Origin of the sequence: Fodinicola feengrottensis (assembly GCF_010993775.1) — a bacterium.
Classification (GTDB): Bacteria; Actinomycetota; Actinomycetes; order Mycobacteriales; family HKI-0501; genus Fodinicola; species Fodinicola feengrottensis.
The window spans coordinates 1-14,564 of record NZ_WOTO01000038.1 but is presented as its reverse complement, the minus strand read 5'-3'; the positions used below and the strand labels follow the sequence as shown (position 1 = coordinate 14,564).

General features: G+C 64.6%; 19 protein-coding genes and 1 pseudogene. 10 read left to right on the top strand and 10 right to left on the bottom strand.

Annotated features, from left to right (window positions below; genetic code table 11):
• Window positions 1-34: 34 nt before the first annotated feature.
• Window positions 35-322 carry a hypothetical protein gene (locus tag GNX96_RS30385; RefSeq protein ID WP_163571417.1) on the top strand — a complete coding sequence of 96 codons (288 nt, stop codon included), beginning with the start codon at window positions 35-37 and terminating at the stop codon, window positions 320-322.
• Window positions 323-361: 39 nt separating this feature from the next.
• Window positions 362-604 (top strand): hypothetical protein, encoded by a 243-nt coding sequence (locus GNX96_RS56480; protein ID WP_279581905.1) that lies wholly within the window; start codon window positions 362-364, stop codon window positions 602-604.
• A gap of 87 nt (window positions 605-691) precedes the next feature.
• Here the strand turns inward: GNX96_RS56480 and GNX96_RS56475 are convergent, their stop codons facing one another.
• From GNX96_RS56475 to GNX96_RS56460, 6 genes and pseudogenes are all read right to left on the bottom strand, one after another.
• Window positions 692-988: an alpha/beta hydrolase family protein gene (locus GNX96_RS56475; RefSeq protein WP_279581904.1), complete on the bottom strand. Its 297-nt coding sequence runs from the start codon at window positions 986-988 to the stop codon at window positions 692-694.
• 125 nt (window positions 989-1,113) lie between these two features.
• Window positions 1,114-1,584: an alpha/beta hydrolase family protein gene (locus GNX96_RS56470; RefSeq protein WP_279581903.1), complete on the bottom strand. Its 471-nt coding sequence runs from the start codon at window positions 1,582-1,584 to the stop codon at window positions 1,114-1,116.
• Window positions 1,581-1,973 carry a hypothetical protein gene (locus GNX96_RS56465; RefSeq protein ID WP_279581902.1) on the bottom strand — a complete coding sequence of 131 codons (393 nt, stop codon included), beginning with the start codon at window positions 1,971-1,973 and terminating at the stop codon, window positions 1,581-1,583. The genes GNX96_RS56470 and GNX96_RS56465 overlap by 4 nt, the downstream gene beginning before the upstream one ends.
• 56 nt (window positions 1,974-2,029) lie before the next feature.
• A complete protein-coding gene (locus GNX96_RS30375) occupies window positions 2,030-2,350 on the bottom strand; it encodes a cupin domain-containing protein (protein ID WP_279581901.1) in 321 nt (106 codons plus the stop codon).
• A gap of 53 nt (window positions 2,351-2,403) precedes the next feature.
• On the bottom strand, window positions 2,404-3,288 hold the full coding sequence (locus tag GNX96_RS30370) for a Rossmann-fold NAD(P)-binding domain-containing protein (protein ID WP_279581953.1): 885 nt from the start codon (window positions 3,286-3,288) through the stop codon (window positions 2,404-2,406).
• Between the two features lie 55 nt (window positions 3,289-3,343).
• A pseudogene (locus tag GNX96_RS56460) lies at window positions 3,344-3,625 on the bottom strand (FAD-dependent monooxygenase); the annotation flags it as partial.
• On the opposite strand from GNX96_RS56460, the gene GNX96_RS30365 reads away from it, so the two are divergent.
• The 3 genes from GNX96_RS30365 (at window position 3,551) to GNX96_RS30355 (ending at window position 7,149) form a co-directional block, all read left to right on the top strand.
• Window positions 3,551-4,276 carry a TetR/AcrR family transcriptional regulator gene (locus GNX96_RS30365; protein WP_279581900.1) on the top strand — a complete coding sequence of 242 codons (726 nt, stop codon included), beginning with the start codon at window positions 3,551-3,553 and terminating at the stop codon, window positions 4,274-4,276. The pseudogene GNX96_RS56460 and the gene GNX96_RS30365 overlap by 75 nt on opposite strands.
• Window positions 4,277-4,591: 315 nt before the next feature.
• Window positions 4,592-5,245, top strand: a complete 654-nt coding sequence (locus tag GNX96_RS30360) for a hypothetical protein (protein WP_163571413.1) — start codon at window positions 4,592-4,594, stop codon at window positions 5,243-5,245.
• Window positions 5,246-5,250: 5 nt separating this feature from the next.
• On the top strand, window positions 5,251-7,149 hold the full coding sequence (locus GNX96_RS30355; RefSeq protein WP_163571411.1) for a M15 family metallopeptidase: 1,899 nt from the start codon (window positions 5,251-5,253) through the stop codon (window positions 7,147-7,149).
• Here GNX96_RS30355 and GNX96_RS30350 read toward each other — a convergent pair.
• The gene (locus GNX96_RS30350; protein WP_279581899.1) at window positions 7,063-8,559 is read right to left on the bottom strand and encodes a S28 family serine protease; all 1,497 of its coding nucleotides are present in this window, start codon (window positions 8,557-8,559) and stop codon (window positions 7,063-7,065) included. The genes GNX96_RS30355 and GNX96_RS30350 overlap by 87 nt on opposite strands.
• 240 nt (window positions 8,560-8,799) lie before the next feature.
• On the opposite strand from GNX96_RS30350, the gene GNX96_RS30345 reads away from it, so the two are divergent.
• A complete protein-coding gene (locus GNX96_RS30345) occupies window positions 8,800-9,009 on the top strand; it encodes a DDE-type integrase/transposase/recombinase (RefSeq protein WP_163571407.1) in 210 nt (69 codons plus the stop codon).
• 198 nt (window positions 9,010-9,207) lie between these two features.
• Here GNX96_RS30345 and GNX96_RS30340 read toward each other — a convergent pair whose 3' ends face one another.
• Window positions 9,208-9,711 (bottom strand): hypothetical protein, encoded by a 504-nt coding sequence (locus GNX96_RS30340; RefSeq protein ID WP_163571405.1) that lies wholly within the window; start codon window positions 9,709-9,711, stop codon window positions 9,208-9,210.
• Between the two features lie 35 nt (window positions 9,712-9,746).
• Here GNX96_RS30340 and GNX96_RS30335 point away from each other — a divergent pair, with 35 nt between their 5' ends.
• The 3 genes from GNX96_RS30335 to GNX96_RS30325 all read left to right on the top strand — a co-directional run bounded on the left by GNX96_RS30335 (window position 9,747) and on the right by GNX96_RS30325 (window position 11,467).
• The gene (locus tag GNX96_RS30335; protein WP_163571403.1) at window positions 9,747-9,896 is read left to right on the top strand and encodes a hypothetical protein; all 150 of its coding nucleotides are present in this window, start codon (window positions 9,747-9,749) and stop codon (window positions 9,894-9,896) included.
• Between the two features lie 11 nt (window positions 9,897-9,907).
• Entirely contained in the window at window positions 9,908-10,567 is a 660-nt protein-coding gene (locus GNX96_RS30330; protein WP_279581950.1) for an HNH endonuclease, read from the top strand.
• 444 nt (window positions 10,568-11,011) lie between these two features.
• Window positions 11,012-11,467: a hypothetical protein gene (locus GNX96_RS30325; protein ID WP_163571401.1), complete on the top strand. Its 456-nt coding sequence runs from the start codon at window positions 11,012-11,014 to the stop codon at window positions 11,465-11,467.
• Between the two features lie 392 nt (window positions 11,468-11,859).
• Here the strand turns inward: GNX96_RS30325 and GNX96_RS56455 are convergent, their stop codons facing one another.
• Together GNX96_RS56455 and GNX96_RS56450 are read right to left on the bottom strand one after the other, a co-directional pair.
• The gene (locus GNX96_RS56455; RefSeq protein ID WP_279581898.1) at window positions 11,860-12,630 is read right to left on the bottom strand and encodes an MFS transporter; all 771 of its coding nucleotides are present in this window, start codon (window positions 12,628-12,630) and stop codon (window positions 11,860-11,862) included.
• 96 nt (window positions 12,631-12,726) lie between these two features.
• Window positions 12,727-13,461 (bottom strand): MFS transporter, encoded by a 735-nt coding sequence (locus GNX96_RS56450; protein WP_279581897.1) that lies wholly within the window; start codon window positions 13,459-13,461, stop codon window positions 12,727-12,729.
• A 121-nt stretch (window positions 13,462-13,582) separates the two neighbouring features.
• Here GNX96_RS56450 and GNX96_RS30315 point away from each other — a divergent pair, with 121 nt between their 5' ends.
• Window positions 13,583-14,131, top strand: a complete 549-nt coding sequence (locus tag GNX96_RS30315; protein WP_279581896.1) for a TetR/AcrR family transcriptional regulator — start codon at window positions 13,583-13,585, stop codon at window positions 14,129-14,131.
• The last annotated feature ends 433 nt before the right edge of the window (window positions 14,132-14,564 follow it).

Genomic DNA, 14,564 nt, shown 5'->3' with positions numbered 1-14,564 from the left:
AGCGATCGAGACCGGAGCCGATCGAGGGAGCGAGATGTCTGGATCCGTACGCCCGATTTTGTTGTCAGCGCTGACATTGCTGGCCGTCGGCGGGCTGGCGATGACTCCGACCAGCGGCTCGGCCGCGGTCCAGGACTCGTCCGCTGGCCAGCCGGGCGCGGTGGCGCTGGTGAGCACGGCGACGGCTTTCCACCAGCATTCCCTCGCCCCCGCCGACCCGCCGGCCGGCAGTGCATGCTCGGTGGCTGGAACGCGAGCTGGCCGTCCGGAACGCGGGTCGCGATCACCTTCACCACCAGCGTCAGCTGCGGCACCGGCCTGACGGTGACCACCTCGGTCACCTCGATCCTGCACGCCGCCGGTGGGGCGGCCGAGTCGACGGCGCCGACCGCGCAGGGCAACACCCCCGGCACCATCGCGAGCTCGGCGACCTCGACCCGTTTCGCCCGCCCCCACCACGCATTACGTCGAGCACAAGTCGACCTCGACCCTGCACCCCAGCAGCGCTGGCACGCTGGTTTGGCAGGGTCTGCCGGCGGGTTGCACCGGCGCCGGCACCGCGACCGCCACCTGCGACATCAACGAACCGAGCTTCACGATCTGAGGCCCGCCAGGAGTCGCCAGGTGGTGAGGGCGACCCGCGCCCGAGGGAGGCCGGTCGGCTCTCTACCAAGTGGCGATGTGCTCCTGGCTATGACAGCCAGCCGGCGATGTCGGCGACAACTTCCGGGTCCATGTGTTGTACGGGCTCGTATTCCGCTGGCGTCGACCGGCCGGTCCCGGGAGTGAAAAGGTGATTGTCCGCGTCGTACACCCGAATGGTCACGTCCGGCCGACCGACCAGACCGGCTTTCCAGATCGCCAGGTCGTCGGCGACGGTAACCTGGTAATCGCGACCGCCCTGCACCACGAATATCGGTTTTCCCAACCCAGCGGCCACTTCTGCTGGCCGATAATCGCGTAGGTCCAGCCAATAGGCCGCCGACACGCCAAAAGGCAGGTCACTGGCCGGTGTCTGCGGCGAGAGATCAGGACTGTCGACCCTGCGAGCCTGCGCGGTAATCGCATCAATGGCCGGCTGAGCCGCCGCGGCCGCGGCCGGCTCCAGCGACGCTAGATAGGTGATTTGTCGTACGGTGGCCCAATGCAGCGGTTGCGCACCGCCAGCCAGAATGACCAGCCCAGCGACCGACTTTTCAGCATGGGGCGACCCGCGGCGCGACCGTACCGCCGAGGCTGTGACCACCAGCACACGAACACCCGCGCACTGTCGATCGCGGGATGCTCGCGAAGCAGCTGGATGGCCGCCACCGCGGCCGGCACATATTCGTCGGTCGCCGTGAAACCGCGTACTTTCCCCAGCTTGGCCCCATGTACGTAGGTGACCTTGTCGAAGCGAAGGACGGCCACGCCGCGGCTCGCGAGCCCCCACGCGAGATCTTTGAACGGCTTGTTCCGCCCTATTGTCTCGTCCCGATCCAACGGCCCCGAACCGCACAACAAGACGACCGCGGGCAGCGGCCCCGGCCGATGCGGCAGGCTCAACGTGCCCGGCACCGCGAACTCACCGGCCCCCAACGTCACGTCTTTTTTTCGTCAAACTCCGCGACATCGACGTACTCCGGCGCCTCCCACGGCGCGGCCGGCTGAGCCGCCTCGGCGGCCGCGAACTGGATCCCCGTCAGCCAGCCCGCATTGTTGACCGAGACAACAACCGCCACCTCCCCGTGCTGGAAACGCACCGGGATCCGGACAACCACCGCCCCCGGGCCGGCCGCCTCGCTCACCGCCATACCAGTCGCCACGACCGGCCCGTACCGATCAACCCCGGCCGCCCACCCGCGCTGGATCGCGTCCGCGGTCACCAACGCCCGCACCTGTGGCGCGAACATATCCCCCATCTCGGCGAACCGCCCGTCCCGCATCAGTTCGACAGCGGCCAAAGCGTTCTGTGTCGGCGTACGCGCCATCATCGGATCCTCCGGAGTGCTGACCGTCTCCCCTAGCGTGACACGGCTTCACCAGAAAGCTACGCAGGCACGGACGGACCGAACAGCAGTAGGCGTACACCCTCATCGGTGGCGGGCTGATGTTTTGTGCCCGGCTCGTAGTAGAGATACATGCCGGCGCGGTAGCGGGTCTCGCCTTCGACCAGTTCGCCGCTGACGATGTAGATCAGCTCGTCCCGGTCGTGGACGTCGACCTGCGGCCACACGGTGCCGGGCGCCATGTCGAACACTCGCACCGGCGGCACCTGTCCACCGCTGGGCAGGGCACGCCTGGTGATACCCGGAAAAATCTCGGTTGATTCCACGTCATCGATCACCATTGCATGCAGTTGAGGAGTCATGACCTCAGAATCACCGCCGAGCCGATTCATCTCGAGTGGATGTTCGGCCACCTTCAGGGCGATTCCCGCCAACCCGGCCAACGGCGAATAACCTTCATTCCCGGGTCAGATACAGCTCTGGGATTTTTCAGCTGCCCGTACGAGATGCGACTTTTCGCCGCGGCACGCGTGGGAGCAGTCCAATGGCCAGGTTTCGGGCTGTGATGCCGAAGTTCGTCGATGGCACGAGCAACGCGCCGGCGAGCTGGAAGCCGCGCTGGCGTGCGGTGACCAGCGGTCGGTGGTGTTTTTTTCGTACGCACGCAAGGCAATCTCGTGGTCGTCAGGGGTGGCCGCGAGGGCGTCGGCGAGAGCGTGGGCGCCGGTGATAGCCAGGCTGGACCCGTCACCGAACAGGGACAGCTGGTTGCCGAGTCACCGACGAGGCTCACCCGGCCTCGCGACCAGGTGGGCAGCCGGACCTGGCTGATCGCGTCGAAATAGAAGTCGGTCGCCGCGCGGACGCGGCCTGGCAAGTCAGGCAGGTCCGGCAAATCCCAGTCGCCGTCCCGATAAGCGGCGATGACGATCTTTTTGTGCCGTTCGGCGTCCCGGTGGTCGAAACCGGGGATGGCCGGCCCGCGGAACATGAACGCCGCCCCGGCCTCGCCGTGCAGCGGGTGCACAGCCACCGATCGGCCCGGAATGTTGTGCATGACGACCGCGCTGGGGTCGGCTGCGGTGCGGTGCAGCGGCATGGTGGCGATGTAGAGGCCCAGGTGGCGTACGCAGTCGGCTTCCGGGCCGAACACCAGGCCGCGCACCCCCGAATGCAGCCCGTCGGCGCCGATGACGAGGTCGAACCGGCGCGCTGCGGCCCGCTCGAAGGTCACGTCCACGCCATCGGTGTCCTGGCGCAGCAGTAATGGTGTCGTCGAACAGAAACTCGGCGTCGTCACGGACTGCCTCGTACAAGATCCTCGCGAGGTCGGCGCGCGGCACCTCAAGCGCGTCGCCACTGGGCCGGCCGAGTCCCAGCGGACCGATCCGGCGGCCGGTGGCGGTGACGAACGTCAAGCCCGGCACCCGCGTCGCAGCGGCCCGCAAGTGCGGCATCACGCCCATCCGCTCCACCACCGGAACGGCGGTTCCGCGTACGTCGACCGGATTGCCGCTGGAGCGCTGCCCCTGCGCCCGCTCCACGACGGTTGGTCGGAATCCGTGGCGTACCAGCCAAAACGCCAGCGTCGAGCCGGCCACGCCGGCACCGGAAATCAGTACGGTGCGTTGTCTCATGTCGTCATCATAACCGCACTCAATGCAAAATTGCAATTGATGCTGATATGCACTCGTTGCGGTACGCTGTGCGGCATGTCCTCCTCGACCGGCAGCGGCCGTACTTTGCGCGACCGCAAGCGGGACCGCACCCGCAGGGCGATCCTCGACGCCGCCGTCGACCTTTTCGAGCGCCACGGCTATCACGGCGCGACCATCGCGGACATCGCCGCGGCCGCCGAGATCGGCACTCGTACGTTCTTCAGCTACTTCGCCAGCAAGGAGGAACTGCTGTTCCCCGATGGCGACGACCGGGTGCGGGCCGCCCTCGCGGCCATCGAGGCGCGTACGCCCGACGACCGCCCTGCCGATCTGTTGCTGCGTGCGCTGCACGAGGTCGGCGCGCCTGACGGCGAGCCGGACGACCTGGTCGATCGAGTCGCTGCCTTGCGACTACGTCTGATCATGAGCGTGCCCGAGGTGCGGGGACGCGGGCTTCAGCTGCAACTCGACGCGCAGCGCGAGATCGCCATCCACTTATGCCAGGCATTTCCCGACGACTTGGATAGCGTCAGCGCCGGCGCGCGCTGGTGGGTGGGCGCCTTCATCGGCGCGGTCACCGGCGCACTCCAGGTGCTCCTCGACGATCCCGCGCGCACTCGAGAAACCTGACCTGTTGCGCCAAAAACTGTGGCAGGCGACCGAAGTCGCACTCCGCCCCTGGCGATAACTCCGCCGCGGCCCTTACTACCCGCGGCGTTACCTCGACCAGATCCCCGCGGGTTTTGCGATCACGGTTGCCCATAAGAGCATGTGGCACAGCCACGGCACGCCCCTGGAGTGAGAGCTAACGGGGAGGGCGGCCTTATGCAGCGGCATACAGGTAAGAATGACGATGAGCGGACGAGTGGGCAGGATGACCGTACGAGGTCCGCGAGTTCGGACGGTGTGAGCGACCACCGACGAGTACTTGCCCTGCAGAGGTCCGTGGGCAATACAGCCACCGCGGCATTGATCGGCCGAATGCGCGGGCGTACCGATGCGCCGCTTGCGCAACGACCGCCAGCCGAGCCCAAGCTGGCTGAAAGCGTGCCTCTGCAGCGCGATGTTGGCTGGCCAAAGGCAACCGGCTGGAACAAGACTGCCCGGACCATCGACTCGAAGCACTCCATGGTCCGCATCCCGCTTGCCGGGCTGGCCAAGCAGAACCAGGATCCGTCGCCGAACAAGGAGAAGACCGACGAGGAGGCCGCGGGCGAGGCCATCGTCTGGCTGCGCCCTGATCTGGACGTGTCGAAGGAGGTTCTGGTTCTTGTTCATCTGCACGGGTTGACCGACCGAAGCGCCGATCCGTTCGCGGGCTATCGGGAGAACAACGCCGACCCGAAGACCGAGGAGTCAGCTGAGGCGCGGAAAGTCGCGAAGGAGAAGAAGGGCTTCGTCAACCCGCTCGCCCACAAGGTGCGCGACGTCGAGCGGGACCGCATCGGCCAACAGGTTGAGGCGGTCGAGGACGAGAGCAAGGTTGCGGACCGGCAACTCATCGCAGTGCTGCCGCAGGGCACGGGAAAGAGTCAAAAGAAGGGCGAGCCGCCACAAAAGCCGGGCTTCGGAAAGAACTTCGACGCAACGCCACGGTAGACGAGGTGCTTGATCGTCTTGTCCAGGAGAAGCTGCTCAAAGGCGCGCCGAAACAGACTTCCATCGTCCTGTCCGCACACAGCGCGGGTGGATCGACCGTGGCCAAGACACTCGAGGCTGGACATACGGACAGGATCGGCGGACTGATCCTCTTCGACGCGCTCTATGGCAAGGCCAACGAGAAGGACCCGACGAAGACCGACTCCCCGCAGCGCGACCAGGTGATCAGCTGGGTCGAGGCGAACTGCCACTCGCTCGGCCGCGTACTTCGGGATTCCACCAAAACCGCCCAGGAGAAGGACACAGCCGTTTATGCACTACCTGGGGTGCGCGGCTACTGGGAATCTGGGTACGCGAACACCTACAGGGACCTGCAGGCGCGGCTCAACGCCGTCGTCACCAAGGAGATCCCAGCCGACTTCCGTGCGGCAGTGAACGCGAAGTTTGTCATCACCCAGGTGAAAACTACCCATGACCAGATTATCGGCGGCAACGCGACGCCCGGCGTGTCATCGGGCCCGATGCAGGACGCGCTGCACAGCCGGAAAGACTTCGTCGCGCCGGCGGTGGCCCGCCAGATTCAGCGAAAGACACCCGGCGGCCCAACTCCCGCGAAGACGGCCGCGACCGTAAAGCTGACCTGGAAGGGCGAGCTGAAGAACGCCGCGCAGCTGCAGCCCGTACTGGACCGGCATCCGGAAGACCTCACCGCGGACATCGTTGAGAAAGGCCATACCGTCGAGACGGCCGACACCACGGCCACCTTCGACGTGCCACCGACACCCGCATCGCACACGTACACGGTCGCGCCGAAGGCCGCCGCGCCGGACGACTACTACCTGCCGCACAGCAGGAAAGTCGCGGTCGAGGCAGGTAAAACCACCGAAGCGGAGGTGACACTTCCGTACAACAGGAGCAACGTCCGGTTCACCGAACGGACCTGGAAAGTCGCCGGGATCGACGTGGCGAAGGGAAACAATGTCAAGGCGGCGACGCTTTTCGGCCGGTCGGTGGGCGGCGGGCTGAACGCTCTGACAAGCCCGCGAGTCGCCGCCGCCAACGCCTGGTTCACCGGCAACGCCAGCCCGGCCGAGCAGGCGGCGGCGACCGGGTCCATCGTCTCGATCACCGGCCAGGTCAAACGTACGCAGTCCCGCGGCACGTACAGCAACCATTCAACGGGGGTCGCCATCGACATCAACCCCCGTGAGGACAGCATGCAGAACTGGCATGTCAAAAAGGACGACAAGCACCACGCCAAGGCGATGAAGCTGTTCAACACCGTCGTCTCCCAGCCGTCGCTCCTCGATACCATCGCGACGGCGCTGGCCCAGATCGTGGTACCGGGTGTGGGCAACCTGTCGGCGTTCAGGAACTTCGACGTGTGGACGGAGCGCGACCGTGACCGGCTGCTGGCGGCCTCGCACCGCTTCACCACGTTCTTTCCGGACTACCTGGCCAAACTCGCGACGCAGGCCGACCCAGCAGCGGCGACTGTCGCCCCGACCGCGAGCACCGTCATGGCCCTTTCCGCCACCGAGCTGAAAGCCCTGGCCGCCAGGGCGAGAGCAGGGAGGAAGGCCGATGTCTCGGCAACGCTGACCGACATCGCCGACGTGTGGTACGAGGTACGCGCCTGGGTCGGCGGCTTTGTGATCACGAACAAGAACGACAGCAACGGCGAGGCGAAGGGCATGCTCCGCGGGGACTTCGACAACGCGAAGACCACGGATCCAACACTGCGCAGCAAGGGCGAGCTGACCGGGATGATCAGCCTGCACCCGGCCGTCGTGAAGGCGCTGACCGAAGGCGGCTGGTCATGGATGGTCGACTACCCGCATGACAACGAGAAGGACTTCATGCATTTCGAGGACCGGACGGCCGAGACGGACCTCAAGACCTGAGCGCCGGTGCGGCGGTGGCCGTCGTCTGGTCGGCCTGTGTGAGGCCGGCCCCAGCGCCGCAGCGTGGCTACCGCCTGGTCGTGTTGGGGGTGCGGGTAGTACGGATATCAGGGCGGCGATGTGGTCTTGACCCGCGACGTCGTACCAGTACGAGTCGCGGCTGCCCGGCCCGAGGCGGAACGGTTTCGCGCCCCCCCACGGATCGTTCGCGGCGTACAGGAACATCAGGTGACAGCTGCTGGTACGAACCCAGCGGTCGATGTCTGGCATGACGGTCGGGTCGAACGCCGGCACGGGTATGTCGCGCGGAACGAACTCAGGCTGACCGTAGACGCCCGGGTACCGCAGGCCCGTGAGGTAGCTGAACGACGGGTACGGCCCGCCCAGTTGGGTACTCGCCTGATAGTGATAGGGGACGAACTCATTGGTGTCGGTGCTCTCGTCGCTGTTCGAGCTGAAGTCCTCGACCGAATCGATGTAGGCGTAAACAGCCTCGGTCGACGCAGTCCGATCGGGTATGCCGGCGCAGTCGTTCACCGTGTGGGATTGCCAGAACGCCCAGCGGAAATGCAGGATGTTGCGCTCATAAGCGCGGTCCATGGAGCCGAATACGGTGTAGTGCAAATTCCTGGCCGTGGCGGCCGCCGCCATGAGTTTCTCCATGTCGGCGCGGCGATCCAACGCTTCCTGCTGGAGCCCGTTGAGCGCCGCGCGGCACTGCGGAGTTCCCACCGTGGCGAAGAACTCGTCATAGGCGCTGTTGTCGTTGACGTCGGTATTGTCCGGCGCCACATAGGCAACTGTCGCGTCGACGTCGTACGGATAGAACCGGCGATGGTAAACGGCCGTCATGCCGCCCTTGCTTCCGCCGGTCTCGATCCACTTACCGTGATAGATCCGCTTGAAGGCGCTCACGATTGTGTGGTGATCGGTTGCCGCCTGCCAGATGGTGAGTTTCGACCAGTCGGTCGGCACCGGGCGCGAGGGAGAGAAGTACCGCTGCTCGACGGAGAGCTGGTCGGCGTCCAGGATCGTGGTCGGCTCGGACAGGGCAGCTGGCGCCTTGTACAGGTTGTAGCCGGTGGTGAACAGCACCATCGGACGGTCGACGGACTTGTGCAGCAACCACAGCCGTTGCTCGAACGTCCCCTTTTCGGGGTGGTGGTGATCGATTGCCTGCCTGAATTCCAGGTCGTAGTAGCGATAGTTGGGTTGAGTCGGCAAGACCTGGTCACTCACGACGGTCAAGCCCGGGATAGCGCTCAGCTCGGCGGTGATATCACCGGGCGGCCCGTCGAGGTGGCCGGCTGGCGGGGCGCTGGCCGCGGCCGTGGTACCACCCGCCAGACACAAAATCGCGAGTAGCGATATGACCACGCCACTCACCAATCTACGTCCGTTGATTTGCACGTGATCTCCTCCAGAGACCGATCTTCGGTCACTTTGATGCGGCATAGCGGCAACTTGCGCGGCTCGCGTAGATCCTTCGCGCGAGATCCGTCCGTACACGGGAACACACAGATTTCCGACGCGCCTCACCGACGGGAGGATCTAGCACTAAAGGACGTCCCAAAGGGCGGTTCACATTGTCAATCAGCGCGGGAATATGTCCCCATGATGCCGGGCTGTCGGCCGTATCGGCGGACAACCGTGTCGGCAGCCGAGCCGAGCACCCTGCTTGACCTGGTTGGGCGCCAGTTCAGCCCGGCGGCACCGAACATGGTGTGGTACGGGGACATCACCTACGTCAAGACGTGGAACGGACGGGCCTACATCGCCTCGGTGATCGACGGCTACTCCCGCAAGGTGGTCGGCTGGCGATCGAGAACCACATCTACTACTAAGCCGGGCGTGTCGTAGTGGACAACAAACGCCGTGGAGTGGGCAAGGGAGTTTCCTTCGATACCCAGTCATTGGCGAGGGGTGTGACGGATGTGAGTTTTGTCCCACACTCACAGATGCGGCGTTGTGGCGGTCTCTACCGGAGCGGGAAACGCTGGTTTGGATCTCTGTCGTGACTCTCATAGCCGGGTTCCGGCGCCATTCTCACCAACTTGCTTAGGGCTTGAACGCGCGCGCTCCGAGTTTTACTGATGTGATTGAGAAAATGACGACGTTCCGATCGTACGAACTCGATCTTTTTGACGGTGATAGCGGTAGAATGGTGTCATGGCCGCCGGCGATGACGTCACAGATCCAGAGCTCTGGATGTGTAAACCCAGGCAGTTGGCCGATTTGCTGCGTGCAGCCGAGCAGGACATTCGACGGCGACAGGCGCGGGCGTTGGACATTGTCGCGGCAATTCATCGGAACCGGGTCGGCAAAGCACTCGGACATGACAACACCATGAGACTGCTGCAAGACAATCTGCTGTTGTCCCCGACCGAAGCTGGTCGTCGCCTGAAACGGGCATTGAACCTGTGCACCAGCCAAGCCCTCACCGGTGAAACCCTCGCACCCAAACTTGGTCTTGTCAGTGACGCTATGCGCAGAGGAACTCGCGGATTCCCAAATCGACACGATCCTGGGGATCGTGAACAGGCTCCCCGCCAGGGTGAACATCGAAGAACGAACGCGAAAACGCCGAAGCTTCCCTGGTGGAACACGCGAAGAGCCACCCCACCCGCCGCCTCGTCGAACTCGGCCAACGCATCCACGACCACCTCGACCCCGACGGCCCAACACCGTCCGAACAGGAAAACGAAAAAAAAACCGCGCCGCGAACTGTCCCTACACACCGGGCGTGATGGGCGACTGAATTTCCGGGGCTCCTTCGACGGCGAAACGGGCACCCTGCTCACCGAAATCCTCAGCCCACTGGGCCAAACCCCACCCCACCCAAGACGGCCGCCGAGATGAACGGTCAGTTTCCCAACGCAACGGTGACGCGCTCGCCGACGCGCTCAATCTTGTCGCGGACTCCGGGAAACTCCCCATCCAAGGGCAGGAACGCCCTCACCTCACTATTACCCTGGACTGGGAATTGCTCCGGGAACGTCTCGGTGTCGCGTACGCACACACCGGCATCGCTATCTCTCCAGAATCCGGTCGTCGGCTCGCCCGCGACGCGGACATCACCCCGATGCTCCTGGGCCGCAACAGCGTACCGCTCAACGTCGCCCGCACCGAACGACTCATCCCCGCGCACCTACGAAAAGCACTCATAGCGCGAGACAAAGGCTGCGCCAGGTGCGGTCGACCACCCCGCTGGTGCCGCGGCCACCACGTCACGCACTGGGCCGATGGCGGCGATACCTGCCTGGAAAACTGCGTGCTCCTCTGTGATTCCTGCCATCGCCTGATCCACCACAGCGACTGGGAAGTACGCATCACCGACGGAATCGTCGAATTCATCCCACCCGCGTACCGAGACCCCGAACGAAGACCCATCCGCGGCATCAACCAACTCGCCGCATAAACAGACCACCCGGCCGCCGGGCACCACCACGCCCGGCGGCCCACAACGCTACTCGCCCCCGAGGGCTCAAGCGAATAATTTTCTACTAGTAACCCGACTGGCGTGCCATAGATCAGCATTCGGCTTGACAGCGGTGACTGTCGCGGCCAGCGCGCGCGCAATCGTAGATTCGTGGCATTTCCTTTGGGCGGGACGCGGCGACAAAGAACGTTGCCGCGAAGGCCTGGGACGATTGATCCGGATTTGTTCGCCCTGTCGCCGTTCAGGTTGACGGTGAGGAACCAGCGGAACACGGCGTACCCAGCTGCGATGGCGACCTGGCAAGGCCATGACAACGGAATAACAACGGCATAACAGCGGCGTGGAACCGGTATCTAGTTCAATCAGTGGGTCCGTATAGGCCCGCGCTATCGACTCCAAACTCAATGTCAACCTCAAACTCACATGGAGATTCGTTTGTTCATCAGAAAAGCCGTTACTGCGCTCGCGTTGCTCGCGGCGTGTAGCATGCTGACCTTTACGATACCAACATCCGCCGACGCAGCTCAAATCTCACATGTCAGCGCACAGGTCGCACCGAATCGCGTCGTCAACCATCAAGGCAAAGCTTCTATCGTCGGTCTGACACTCGATGACAATGCCGTTGGTAAAGCGAATGCGATCGGCGCCATCACGGAACTCAGCTTCAAGGGGCATTTCAACTTCAGGGGACCGGGCGGATACAATGAGAACGAACCACCCAGAGGAGAAAAACAGTACTCGGCCAACCAAGGGGAACTCGTCGAGTTCATTCCGCCTAAAAATGCCCCCACTGGTTCCTTCTGGTGCGTAACTCTCTACCAGTTCAATAGCCCTGGCAATTACACCACACTCGACGACAACTGCGTAAAGGTCCCCTGACCGTTCGGCGGACCTAGCGGGCCTGACCGGAATCGCAGCGCACCAGGAGATCACGTGCAATTCGCCGCCGGTGTCGATCGCACGGATCGGCACCGGTGGGTTGACTAACTGTTGACAAACACCCGCGCACCCGCCGCGAACGTCCGTGTCGGTGAACGTCTTTGCAGTCACTGGCAGAAGAAGTCTCGCTGACTCCCGCGAAGCCCTTGGCCAGCTGCCCTGCGTTTCCCGTCCCGGCACACCCGGCCGCCACTAGCGCGTACGGGCGCGGTATGCCAACAACCGCGCCGCGAAGGACATCCTCATCGCGTGCTGCGACTTCTTTGGCCGGTTTCCCCCGACGCGGTCCGCTCGATTTTTCCCAACACTGTCGCGAAAACCTGTGTCGTGCATTACCTCGACTTTCGGGTTAGGCTGATCGGAGGGAAATTGTTGGCAAGCCTGGATATTCCCCGCGCATAGCCGAAGTGGCGGTTGTGAGCGGACCGCGGCAGCGTGACGGGTATCCAGCGCGGGCTCAGCTTTCCGAACGAGAGGTCCAGTCCGCGTGAGGCGCGGGTTTCGCGGTTTTCTGGTGTGCTGGTCACGTTCTGTTGGTGGAGACGGCGTGAGGGCGTCGGCGTGCGTCCTTTCATCACGAGGGCGAGTAGCCCCGCGAGCACCGTCGCCACGCCTGCCGTGAGCAGCGCCAGGTGCTGGCCGGCGACAAGTGCAGATGTGGCTGGTTTGCCCGCAGTCAATGCGAAGTTCGCGACAGCGACGAGTCCGGCGAGGCCGACCGCTCCGCCGATCTGCTGGGAGGTGGCAGCGAGCGCGGAGGCAACTCCCTGTTCAGCGGCGCTGACCCCGGAGGCGGCGGCGGCGAACATGGCCGGGAAGGTGGTGCCGGCACCGATTCCCCAGACGACCAGGCCGGGCACCACTGCCCAGAACGATCCGTGTACCGACATGCCGGCCGCCAGCAGGATCAGTCCGATGCCATTGGTCACCATGCCGGCTAACAGGGTCATCGGTAGACCCCACCGGCGGATCAGCGGTGCGGTGAGTCGTAGCGAGGCAGTCATGGAGACCAACGTGAGTGGCAGGAATGCGAGTCCTGCGGCCAATGCGCCGTATCCGAGCACGTCCTGCAGATAGCTGGTGAAGAGGTAGTACGCGCCCAAGCGAACTCTGGAAGATCAGGATGACGAGCATGGCGGTCAGCAGGCTGCGGTTGCGCAGCAGCGCCAGCGGTGCAAGGGGGTCCCGTACGCGCCGTTCTACAGCAGGAACGCCGCGAGCAAGGTGACACCGGACACCATCGCGCCGGCGCCACGGACCGACGCCCAGCCAGCTTCCGGTCCACTGACCAGGCCAAAAACCAGAAGGGATGAACCAGTTGTAGCCAGCAGCGCGCCCAGTACGTCAAAACCGCCGGCCTGTCGGCGGGAGTCGACGGCCAGGACGAGCGGCGCTAGGAGCGCGGCCGCCAAGGCGATCGGGGCCATCACGAACAGCACCGATCGCCAGCCCCATACGTTCGTCAGCACGCCCCCGAGGACCGCGCCGGCCGCCAGGCCCGCGCTGCCGCAGGCGCCCCAGATCGCCAGCGCGCGGTTGCGCGCGGCGCCTTCGGCGAAGCTGGTGTTGATCAGCGAGAGGGTGGCCGGACTGAGCAGTGCCGCGCCGACGCCCTGCACCGCACGGGCGGCGACCAGCGTTGCGGTTCCGCTGGCGAAGCCGCCTACCAGGGACGCGGCGCCGAAAAGCAGCAGTCCCGCGACGAACAGCCGGCGGGCGCCGAGCCGGTCGACGGCGCGGCCGCCAAGGAGCAGGAAGCCGCCGAAGCCCACCGCGTACGCGGTGACCACCCACTGCAACGTCTGGGGCGTGAAGGTGAGAGCACGGCCGATATCCGGCAGTGCCACGTAAACGATGTTGTAGTCGAGGGCGATCAGGAACTGGGCGAATGCCAACAGGGCGAGCCGCGGCCCGGTCCGCTGTGAGGGTGCCACGAGATTGGGCTCTTTTCGAGGAGGCGATGGTGAACGGCATGCAATCACCACACGGCGTTCAATGTTTGCATGCTGAATAGTAGCTGAGGGTTGTAGAGTGTCAAGGGTGGAAGACGTGAAGGTGAGCCGGCGAGAGCGACTGCGCGCTGAGGCGGTGCGGGACATCAAGGCGATCGCCATGAAAGAAATGGCCGCTGGCGGTCCGGCAGCCATCTCACTGCGGGCGATCGCCCGTGAGATGGGAATGACCGCGGGTGCTCTTTACAGCTATTTCGACACCCGCGACGACCTGGTCGCCGCGCTCATCGCCGAGGTGTATACGGCCGTCGCCCAGCGACTGGAAGATGCGCGGGACTCGCGACCTGAGCGGGACCTGGCCGGTCGGATAGTGGCCGTTGGCGAGGCGTATCGGCGGTGGGCGGTCGGCAGCCCCGACGAGTTCCGGCTCATCTACGGCGATCCCATTCCTGGCTACCAGGCCCCCACCAACCAGGCGACCCAGGCCGCCGAACATCGCGCCTGCCTCGTCCTGACCGGCCTGGCGTACGCGGCGTGGCCGCAGGCCAAACAAACGCAGGGTGGCGGGGTCAGATGGTCAGACCTGGCGCGGATGGCACCGGATATGCCGACATCCAGGGCGCCCAGCCGCACACACTCGGTCTTGCATTGAATGATTCGCCAGTCGGCCAGCTCACCTGGATCGTGGAGAAATTCAAGGAATGGACCGGTCCCGCGCGCGAACTACCGGAGGATGCGGTGTCGCTTGATGAGATCCTGACCAATGTCACACTCTACTCGGCTGACCGGGCCCGGACCGGAACGACCTCGGCCCAGCTTTACTCCTTTACTACGAGGACCGGCGGCCCAACAGACCTAGACCGAGCAGTCCGGCGTACCCACCCCCGCGTCGCGGTTCTTTCCACTACCGATCCGGGATCAGCCGCGAATCCAGCGATAGCGCGAACCCCGCATCGTTAGGTGTGTCCTCGAATTCGACCGACGCGGGCATTTTGCGCGAGCCTGAGGCCCGACGTCGGTGGACGACATCCGCGCGTTCTTTCCGTACGACTGGCGTTCTTGATCACGGTCACCGATGAGGATTC

Coding starts and splice junctions, on each gene's coding strand:
- GNX96_RS30340 (WP_163571405.1), bottom strand. CDS start 9,711: ATGTTCACCCTGGCGGGGAGCCTGTTCACGATCCCCAGGATCGTGTCG.
- GNX96_RS30325 (WP_163571401.1), top strand. CDS start 11,012: ATGGAGATTCGTTTGTTCATCAGAAAAGCCGTTACTGCGCTCGCGTTG.
- GNX96_RS56465 (WP_279581902.1), bottom strand. CDS start 1,973: ATGATGGCGCGTACGCCGACACAGAACGCTTTGGCCGCTGTCGAACTG.
- GNX96_RS30375 (WP_279581901.1), bottom strand. CDS start 2,350: ATGACTCCTCAACTGCATGCAATGGTGATCGATGACGTGGAATCAACC.
- GNX96_RS30385 (WP_163571417.1), top strand. CDS start 35: ATGTCTGGATCCGTACGCCCGATTTTGTTGTCAGCGCTGACATTGCTG.